The 5,597-nt window shown below is 74.7% G+C and carries 6 protein-coding genes; all 6 read left to right on the top strand.

The window, feature by feature from the left end; genetic code table 11:
* Positions 1-119 precede the first annotated feature (119 nt).
* On the top strand, positions 120-659 hold the full coding sequence (locus JNK30_RS11940; protein WP_293482461.1) for a biotin transporter BioY: 540 nt from the start codon (positions 120-122) through the stop codon (positions 657-659).
* Between the two features lie 49 nt (positions 660-708).
* Positions 709-1,746: a GTPase ObgE gene (gene obgE, locus JNK30_RS11945; protein WP_293482462.1), complete on the top strand. Its 1,038-nt coding sequence runs from the start codon at positions 709-711 to the stop codon at positions 1,744-1,746.
* Positions 1,734-2,876 (top strand): glutamate 5-kinase, encoded by a 1,143-nt coding sequence (gene proB / locus JNK30_RS11950; protein ID WP_293482463.1) that lies wholly within the window; start codon positions 1,734-1,736, stop codon positions 2,874-2,876. The genes obgE and proB overlap by 13 nt, the downstream gene beginning before the upstream one ends.
* A 31-nt stretch (positions 2,877-2,907) precedes the next feature.
* On the top strand, positions 2,908-4,491 hold the full coding sequence (locus JNK30_RS11955; protein WP_293482464.1) for an aldehyde dehydrogenase family protein: 1,584 nt from the start codon (positions 2,908-2,910) through the stop codon (positions 4,489-4,491).
* 9 nt (positions 4,492-4,500) lie between these two features.
* Positions 4,501-5,169 carry a nicotinate-nucleotide adenylyltransferase gene (locus tag JNK30_RS11960; RefSeq protein WP_293482465.1) on the top strand — a complete coding sequence of 223 codons (669 nt, stop codon included), beginning with the start codon at positions 4,501-4,503 and terminating at the stop codon, positions 5,167-5,169.
* Positions 5,170-5,238: 69 nt separating this feature from the next.
* A partial coding sequence (gene rsfS, locus JNK30_RS11965) for a ribosome silencing factor (protein WP_293482466.1) occupies positions 5,239-5,597 on the top strand: 359 nt, incomplete at its 3' end.

Here is a 5,597-nt window from a genome sequence, read left to right on the forward strand (position 1 = left end):
GGCGCGGGGGCGCCCGGCCGGATGAGGGACCATGGCTCCCCCCCGCTCGTCTCCCCTCCCCGGCGGGCGGCGGGTCGAGCGGTCCCTCATCCGGCCTTTCCGTGCTAAGGCCCGCCGCCATGACCGCCGCCGCGTCCCGCAAGTCACGAACCCGCGGCCTGCCGCCGCCGTACCAGGCCGCGGCCGTCGTCGCCGGGGCTCTGGCGCTGGCCGCCGCCGGCCGGGCGAGCTTCGACCTGGGGCCGGTTCCCATCACCCTGCAGACCTACGCGCTCTTCGTCGTGGCGGGGCTGTTCGGCGGACGTCTCGGGCTCCTGGCCGTGCTGGCCTGGCTGGCCGCCGCGGCCTTCGGGCTCCCGGTCCTGGCGAACGGCGCGGGCGGCTGGCGCGCGGTGACCGGGTCCACCATGGGCTTCCTGGCCGGCATGGCCGCGGCGGCCTGGGTCGTGGGCGAGGGCGCGGCCAGGGCCAAGGGCTGGATCGCGCTCACGCTCCTGGTGCTGGCGGGTCACGCCATCGTCCTGGCCGTGGGCTGGGCGGGCCTGGCCACCTTCATGGACCCGATGCCCGCGTTCACCGTCGGCATCCTGCCCCTGCTGCCGGGCGCGGCGATCAAGTCGCTGGCGGTCGCCGCGACCCTCCGGCTGCTGCCGCGCTGATCGAAGCCTACGCCCCCCGCAAGTCGATTTTGTGCTATCGGCCCCGGCGATGAAGTTCCTCGATCAGGTCAAGGTGTACGTCCGCTCGGGCAACGGCGGGGCCGGCGCGGTCTCTTTCCGCCGCGAGAAGTACATCGAGTACGGCGGCCCCGACGGCGGCGACGGCGGCAAGGGCGGCGACGTCTGGATCGAGGCCGTCGACGGCCTGAACACGCTGATCGACTACCGCTACCAGCAGCACTTCAAGGCCGGCACGGGCGTCCACGGCATGGGCCGCAGCCGCCACGGCGCCGCCGGGGCCGACGTGGTCCTGAAGGTGCCGGTGGGCACCGAGGTGCTCGACGACGACAAGCAGCTGATCGCCGACCTCTCGCAGCCCGGGCAGCGGATGCAGCTCCTCAGGGGCGGCAACGGCGGCTTCGGCAACGAGCGCTTCAAGGGCCCCATCAACCAGGCCCCGCGCCACGCCAACCCCGGCCAGGAGGGCCAGGAGATGGCGATCTGGCTGCGGCTGAAACTGATCGCCGACGTGGGGCTGGTCGGACTGCCCAACGCCGGCAAGTCCACCTTCCTGGCCGCCTCCAGCGCGGCCAAGCCCAAGATCGCCGACTACCCCTTCACGACCCTGGCGCCGAACCTGGGCATGGTGGACATCTCGGAGGGCGAGCGCTTCATCCTCGCGGACATCCCGGGCCTGATCGAGGGGGCCAGCGAGGGCGCCGGCATCGGGACGCGGTTCCTGGGGCACGTGGAGCGCACCGCGGTGCTGATCCACCTGGTCGACGCGACGCAGGAGGACGTGGCCGGCGCCTGGAAGACGGTCCGCCACGAGCTGGTCGCCTATGGCGAGGGGCTGGAGGACAAGCCCGAGATCGTCGCGCTGAACAAGATCGACGCGCTCGACGCCGAGACCATCGCCCAGAAAGCCGCCGAGCTCGAGGCCGCGGTGGGCGCCAAGGTGCGCCGGGTGTCGGGCGTGGCGAAGATCGGGGTGACCGAGCTGCTGCGCGAGGCCTACGCCCTGGTGCGCGAGCGCAAGGCCGAGGCCGCCGCCGAGGCCGCGGGACCCCAGGAATGGCGGCCCTGATGCGCGAACTGGCCGCCGCCCGGCGCATCGTCGTCAAGGTCGGGTCCGCGCTCCTGGTGGGGCCGGACGGCGCGGCGCATGCCGCGTGGCTGGCCGACTTCGCCGCCGACGTGGCGCGTCTGAAGGCCCGGGGCCAGCAGGTCCTGATCGTCTCGTCCGGCGCCGTGGCGCTCGGCCGGCGCCGCCTGGGCCTCGGCCGACGCGCCCTCAGCCTGCCCGAGAAGCAGGCCGCCGCGGCCGCCGGGCAGTCGGCGCTGATGCGCGCCTGGGAGGAGGCCCTGGCCCCCCTCGGCCTCGCCTGCGCGCAGGTGCTCCTGACCCGCGACGACACCGAGGTTCGCCGCCGCTGGCTGAACGCCCGCGCCACCGTCGAGACCCTGCTGGGCCTGAACGTGATCCCGGTGATCAACGAGAACGACACCGTGGTGACCGAGGAGATCCGCGTCGGCGACAACGACCGCCTGTCGGCCCGGGTGGCCCAGCTCGTGGGGGCCGAGGCTCTGGTGCTGCTCTCCGACGTGGAGGGCCTGCACACGGCCGATCCCCGGCGCGATCCCGCCGCGACCCTGATCCCCCGCATCGCGCGCCTGACGCCCGAGATCGAGGCGATGGCCGGCGGCGCCAACGCCGCGGCCGGCGTGGGCACCGGCGGCATGGCGACGAAGCTCGAGGCGGCCCGCATCGCCAGCCACGCCGGCTGCGCCACGATCATCACCCTGGGCGAGCGCCCCAGCCCGCTGTCGGCGGTCGAGGCCGGCGCGAAGGCCACCGTGATCGAGCCCGAGACCACGCCCCGGGCGGCCTACAAGGCCTGGATCGCGGGCTCGCTGGCCCCGGCGGGCTCCGTGACGGTCGACGCCGGCGCCGCCGACGCCGTCCGGCGCGGCAAGAGCCTGCTGGCCGCCGGGGTCCGCGGCATCGACGGACGCTTCGAGAAGGGCGACGCCGTGGTGATCCGCGACGCGGCGGGGGTGGAGATCGCCCGCGGCCTGTCGCGCTACCCCGCCGACCACGCGGCCAAAATCTGCGGGCTCAAGTCCGACGCCATAGAGGCGGTGCTGGGCTACACCTCGGGGCCGCTGGTGCATGCCGACGACCTCGCGCTTTCCGCGGGCGCGGTGACGGCCTAGGTTAGGCTCAAGGCGAGCAAAAGGGGGAGCCGTGGACGACGGCGCGACAGGCAGGGAGGCGCAGGCGGTCCGCCCGATCGGTTCGGGGACGGGCCGGCTGGAAGCGCTCGCGCCCGGCCAGGCGATCCCGTTCGCCGGCGACCGCGTGGCCTATGTGAGCCCGGACCTCGCCGCCGCCTTCCGCCCCGGCGACCGCCTGGTGGTCGTCCAGGACACCGGCGACCTGCTGCACATCCCCGCTATGGAGCAGGCGGCCGCGGACGCCGCCGTCGGCCGTGCGGCCGCGGCCTTCGCGCGGATGGGCGAGACGCCGGACGCCGCCATCACCGCCTTCTTCGAGGCCTTCGCCCGCCGGCTCGAGGACGAGGCCGTCTGGTCCGCCATCGCCGCCGCCAACGCCGCGGACGTCGAGCGGGCGCGCGGCCGCGGTCGCTCGACCACGCGCCTCGCCGCCACCGACGCCATGCGCCGCGACATGATCGCGGGTCTCCGCGCCTGGCGCGACGCCGAGCCGCCCCGCGGCCGGGTCATCGAGACCGTCCGCCACGCGGGCTGGAGCGTCGAGCAGCTGGTCGCGCCGCTGGGCGTGGTCGGCTTCGTGTTCGAGGGCCGGCCCAACGTCTTCGCCGACGCCACCGGCGTGATCCGCGCCGGCAACACCGTGGTCTTCCGCATCGGCTCGGACGCCCTGGGCACGGCGCGGGCCATCGTGGCCCAGGCGCTGGATCCCGCGCTGGCCGAGGCGGGGCTGCCCGAGGGCGCGGCCGTCCTGGTGGACTCCGCCGCCCACGCCGCGGGCTGGGCGATGTTCGCCGACAGCCGCCTTTCGCTGGCCGTGGCGCGCGGCTCGGGCGCGGCCGTGGCGCAGCTGGGCGCCATCGCGCGGCAGGCCGGAACGCCGGTCAGCCTGCACGGCACGGGCGGCGCCTGGATCGTCGCCGACGCCACCGCCGATCCGGATCGCTTCCACGCCGCGGTGTTCCACTCGCTGGACCGCAAGGTCTGCAACACCCTCAACACCTGCTGCATCGCCCGCGACGCCGCCGACGCCCTCCTGCCGGTCTTCCTCGAGGCGCTGGAGCGCGCCGGCGAGCGCCGCAGGGGCGTGAAGCTGCACGTGGCCGAGGCCGACTGGGCCCGGCTGCCCGAACGCTGGCGCACGGCCCGCGCCACGGTGGTCCGCGCCGAGGGGCCCGTGGAAGAGCCGCTGGCCGAGCCCCTGTCCGACGCCGACCTCGGCCGCGAATGGGAGTGGGAGGAGACCCCCGAGGTCACGCTGAAGGTGGTCGACGACGTCGCCCACGCCGTGGCCCTGTTCAACACCTTCAGCCCGCGCTTCGCCGCCGCCCTGATCTCCGCGGACGCGGCGGCGCACGACCGCTTCTACGCCACCATCGACGCCCCCTTCGTGGGGGACGGCTTCACCCGCTGGGTCGACGGTCAGTACGCGCTGAACCGGCCCGAGCTGGGGCTCTCGAACTGGGAGAACGGCCGGTTGTTCGCCCGCGGCGGCGTCCTGGCCGGCGACGGCGTCTTCACCGTCAGGTCGCGGGTCCGGCAGGCGGATCCGCACCTCGACCGCGGGGGCGCGCCGACCCCGCCGCGCGCCCGGTAAGCCCCGCGCATGTGGTTCGCAGGCCCGGCGCGCCGCGCGCCCCTCGCCGGCCGTCCGCAGGCGCTCCGCCTCGGCTTCACCCTGTCGCGGGGCATGAAGGTCGGGCTCTACGGCGGTTCCTTCAACCCGGCCCACGACGGTCACGCCCACGTGGCCGAGACGGCCAAGCGGCGCCTGGGGCTCGACCGCGTGATCTGGCTCGTGTCGCCCCAGAACCCGCTGAAGCGCGGGCAGGACACCGCAGACCTCGCCGACCGCATCGCCGGGGTCGAGGCGCTCACGCGCGGGCCCGGCATGGTGGTGACCGCCGCCGAGGCCCGGCTGGGCTCGACCTACACGGTCGACACCATCCGCACGCTGAAGGCGCGCTTCCCCGGCGTCCGGTTCGTCTGGATCATGGGCGCGGACAGCCTGGCCTCGTTCCATCGCTGGAAGGGCTGGACGGACATCATGCGCGAGGTCCCCGTCGCCGTCGTGTCGCGGCCCTGGATCTCGCTGAAGAGCCGCTTCTCGCCGGCGGCCCAGCGCTTCGGCCGCTACCGCCGCGCGCCGCAGAGCGCGATCCGCCTGCCGGGCAGCCCGACGCCGGCCTGGGTGTTCCTGTTCGGCCGCTTCAACTTCCAGTCCTCGACGGCCCTGCGGGCGCGGGCGCGGGCGCAGCCGCCGCACAAGAGCTAGGCGGGAACCGGCGCGCGCCGCCCCGGCTTGAATGGGTGTTGCGTGGGCCCTGCCCGGCCGCCCCGGCCTGTGGTAGGATCACCGAAGCGTGGACACCAAAGGAGCAACCCGCTGAACCGTAACCCTGCGCCGTCGACGGCGCACGAGGCCCCGGCAAGCGCCGAAGCCTCCATCAACGATCCGGGCCGGATCACCGCGATCGAGGACCTCATCCTCTCGCGGCTGGACGAGGACAAGGCCCAGGACGTCGTCTTTATCGACCTCAAGGGCAAGAGCCCCGTTGCGGACGGGCTCATCGTCGCCTCGGGCCGTTCGCAGCGGCACGTGGGCGCGATGGCCGACCATCTGCTGCGCGCCCTGAAGGAGGCGGGGTACGGCAAGTGCCGCGTCGAGGGCATGCCGCATGCGGACTGGGTCCTGATCGACGC

Origin of the sequence: Phenylobacterium sp. (assembly GCF_016793225.1) — a bacterium.
Classification (GTDB): domain Bacteria; phylum Pseudomonadota; class Alphaproteobacteria; order Caulobacterales; family Caulobacteraceae; genus Phenylobacterium.